Annotated in this window: 4 protein-coding genes; 3 read left to right on the forward strand and 1 reads right to left on the reverse strand. The window is 40.9% G+C overall.

Annotation, left to right across the window (positions count from 1 at the left end):
- The 3 genes from AC3DU7_RS28925 to AC3DU7_RS28935 all read left to right on the forward strand — a co-directional run.
- Positions 1-722, forward strand: a 722-nt coding sequence (locus tag AC3DU7_RS28925) for a proton-conducting transporter transmembrane domain-containing protein (RefSeq protein WP_488042707.1), incomplete at its 5' end; no start/stop codon positions are given.
- A 581-nt stretch (positions 723-1303) separates the two neighbouring features.
- Positions 1304-1720: a hypothetical protein gene (locus AC3DU7_RS28930; protein ID WP_488042708.1), complete on the forward strand. Its 417-nt coding sequence runs from the start codon at positions 1304-1306 to the stop codon at positions 1718-1720.
- Positions 1721-1728: 8 nt separating this feature from the next.
- A complete protein-coding gene (locus AC3DU7_RS28935; RefSeq protein ID WP_488042709.1) occupies positions 1729-3204 on the forward strand; it encodes an FtsZ/tubulin family protein in 1476 nt (491 codons plus the stop codon).
- A gap of 28 nt (positions 3205-3232) precedes the next feature.
- Here AC3DU7_RS28935 and AC3DU7_RS28940 read toward each other — a convergent pair.
- The coding region (locus tag AC3DU7_RS28940) for a hypothetical protein (protein WP_488042710.1) at positions 3233-3480 on the reverse strand (248 nt) is incomplete at its 5' end.

Here is a 3480-nt window from a genome sequence, read left to right on the forward strand (position 1 = left end):
TTGCTTCCTTCACTGACTTAGGTGTGAGTGGTGCTTTACTACAAATGATTTCCCATGGTTTAATTGCTGCAGTGTTATTCTTCCTCGCAGGTATAACTTACGATCGCCTCCATACTCTGAAGTTAGACGAAATGGGCGGTATTGGCCAAGTAATGCCAAAAGTCTTCGCTCTATTTACAATTAGTGCCATGGCATCTTTAGCACTTCCTGGAATGAGTGGGTTTGCTAGCGAGCTAATGGTATTCGTTGGGGTAACTAGCAGCGATGTTTATAGTTCGACTTTCCGGACTGTAACAGTTTTCCTCGCAGCAGTAGGTTTGATTTTGACACCTATTTATCTGCTTTCCATGTTGCGTCAAATGTTCTACAGCACTGGTAAAGCACCTACTTGTATCCTCAAAGATACTCCTTATGAAAATGAAATTTTAGATGAAGCAGTTTGCTACGGTACTAACTGTGTGTTACCTGCGAATGCTGTCTATACTGATGCCAGACCACGAGAAGTAGCGATCGCTGCTTGTTTCTTGGTCTTGATTATTGGTATTGGTTTATATCCTAAAATGGCAACTCGGATGTACGATGCGAAAACAGTAGCAGTAAATAGTCAGGTTCGTCAATCATACACTTTTGCTAAAGCTAATCCTCAACTCTTTGCAAAAGGACCATTATTCCCCAAGATGCCTGAGTCTGAGGTATTGTCAGTGTCTGGTATCTTCAAATAATATAGCGATCATCAATTAGCTTTTAGCTTGGCTTTAAAATATTAATTTCAGTTGCTTTATAGTAGGGATGTTGTATTGAATATCCCTACTATTTTTTTGTCAAAATTTTCTGCAAATGGTAGCGACGTTGCATGCAACGTCCTTACGAAAGAAGGAAGAGGAAAGAAGGAAGAAGGGATAAATATTGAAAAAAAGGGAAAAACAATATAAATAACTATCTAAAATGAACTGGAATAGCTATTTTTAAGCATATTCGATCAAGGTCTACCTTTTTGAAAAAAGAATGTTACAAATAGTTTCAAACTTTGAGATGTCGAATAATTTGCTGAAATTACTGAAGCATCAAAGTTTTGAGCTATAAAATCCTACTTTTGACTCTTGACTTTTGACTTTTGAATTCCGTGAAACGGTATTATGAATGGTAGAATAATAAAATGAATATTGTCCCGAATAGTTGAAATGATTATAGAATGTCCTCTATGTGGCCATCTCAAAATCATCCCTTGAAATTGATATGAGAACCAATGAAAACAAACGAGATTATTCGAATCATTATTTTTAGCCTGATAGGAGCCAGTATAATGTTCCTAGGGCAACCTTTTCTCTATGGAAGCAGAATCCTAAGAATATCAGATGTTGATGATTTGGGGTCTTGGATAACCAATTCTTACATCTTTGGGGCAGGTGTGGTTTTTGCAGTATCGGTACTGTCAACTGTAATTTGGTACTTAATAACCGCTAATGCAAAAGCTCACCAAGCTAAAGAAGTCTCCCAGTGGATGCTAGTTTGGTGGCTATTTTTGCTATTTCCCCTATTGAGTCTTTTTCTGGCCATAGGCTTTTTTAAAGGTAGTAATGATGCACTTGTGTCTTTGACTATCTTTTTTGTGTTTGACATATTATTACTATTTTGGTTGCCAACCGCAACCAGTACCCCTGGGGGTTTAAAGTTTGTTCCTCCAGGTTCAATTCAATTGCGTCGTTTTTTTAGCGAATAAATAATGTAATGGGACTTTATCTAATTGGAATTGGTGGAACCGGGGCTAAATGTGTTGAAGCAGTATCTAAAATAGCAGCGGTAGGCTTATTTAATGAAGAACCGATTAAGGTCTTATTTGTAGATGCAGATGAAACTAATGGAAATTTGGCTCGTGCTAGGACTAGCATCAGTATCTATAAGAGAACTTATGATTTGATGCCTACTGGGGACAAAACACAGTGTGGGTGGATGAAAAGCCGAATTGAATCTTTCGATCTTTGGTCTCCTTTTACCGACGAGAAAGAACTGAGAACGTTTTTTAACTACAATACGATTAAGCAAAACCAACCGACTTTGGCCAATTTGTTTGATGTCCTTTACACTAAGGAAGAACGAGAAGCTAACTTAGATGTGGGATTTCGGGGCAGACCTGCCATTGGTGCAGCAGTAATGAGTCAGGTAGATTTAGACAGCTTGGATCAAGAACCCTGGGGAAGTCTGATTGAGGAAATTCAGGGAGATACGGGTAGCGGTAAAGAACCGAAAATTTTTCTGTGTGGGTCTATCTTTGGGGGGACGGGAGCTTCTGGACTGCCAACTATTGCTCGCTTGATTGATAATAAGTTGAAGAGAATTAAGGTGCGCGATCGCGTTCAAACTGGTTGCCTCTTTGTACTTCCCTATTTTGGCTTCTCTCCACAACCAGGGGAAAACCCAGATGGAGTTTACGCTCGCTCCGAGCAGTTTTTGTTGAACACAGAAGCGGCCCTCCGTTATTATGTCACTCAAGGTCAAGAAATCTTCGACCAAGTTTATCTCCTCGGCAATCAAAACTTATCCCGAGTCAACTTTAGTATCGGTAAAGATAGTCAGCGTAACGATCCCCACTTCCTAGAACTATACGCTGCATTAGCTGCCCGTAAATTTTTGCAAGATTCATCCACAGCAAAAGGGTCTGTAGTATTGATGACTCGCAAAGAGACTGGCACTATTTCCTGGGACGATATCCCAGACCGGGCAGCAGTCCAACAAGAGCTAATGAATGCTACCAGATTTGCTTTTACATGGTTAGCCGAAATTGCTCCCGAACTAGAAGAAGCTAAAAACGCCAAAAATAGTCGTTGGGGAAGATTAGCACCTTGGTTGATGAACTTCTTCCAAACAGGTGGCAGATCTGGAGGAATATTACCAGAATTTTCAGATCCTGACCAACAGGAAGCTATTGGAATAATTAATGATTGGTGTCAAGATTATTTGCGCTGGTTATACTCTCTACATCAGTGTGAAGGGGATAATGTTGCATTGTTTAAAGCCGATGCTTTCGGACTCAATAGAAGAAGGTTTGTAGGAGATGAACTGCCAAATCTGATAATTGGGGATAGTCGGGCTCAGGGCAAAAAAAACCAAGATACGGTGAAAAAACTCAAGGAAGGACTTAAGGCAACCGCACCCGATGGGACTGTAGGACTGGCTAAGTCCGTATATATGGCCTCTAGGATTTAATGGATAATGGATAATTGATGATTGATAATTAGGGTTGGCTGAAAAAGTCTTTCTGGGAAGTGGGGGAGTAATTTTTTTGCCCTTGTTTGCCTTTTATGCTACAGCGCTTCCCGTTGTTATGAGGTAAACCCATGGCGGGCAAGCTCCAGGTAAACCCATGGCGGGCAAACTCCAGGTAAACCCATGGCGGGCAAGCTCCAGGTAAACCCATGGCGGGCAAACTCCAGGTAAACCCATGGCGGGCAAGCTCCAGGTAAACCCATGGCGGGCAAGCTC

It is taken from the genome of Okeania sp., assembly GCF_983059655.1.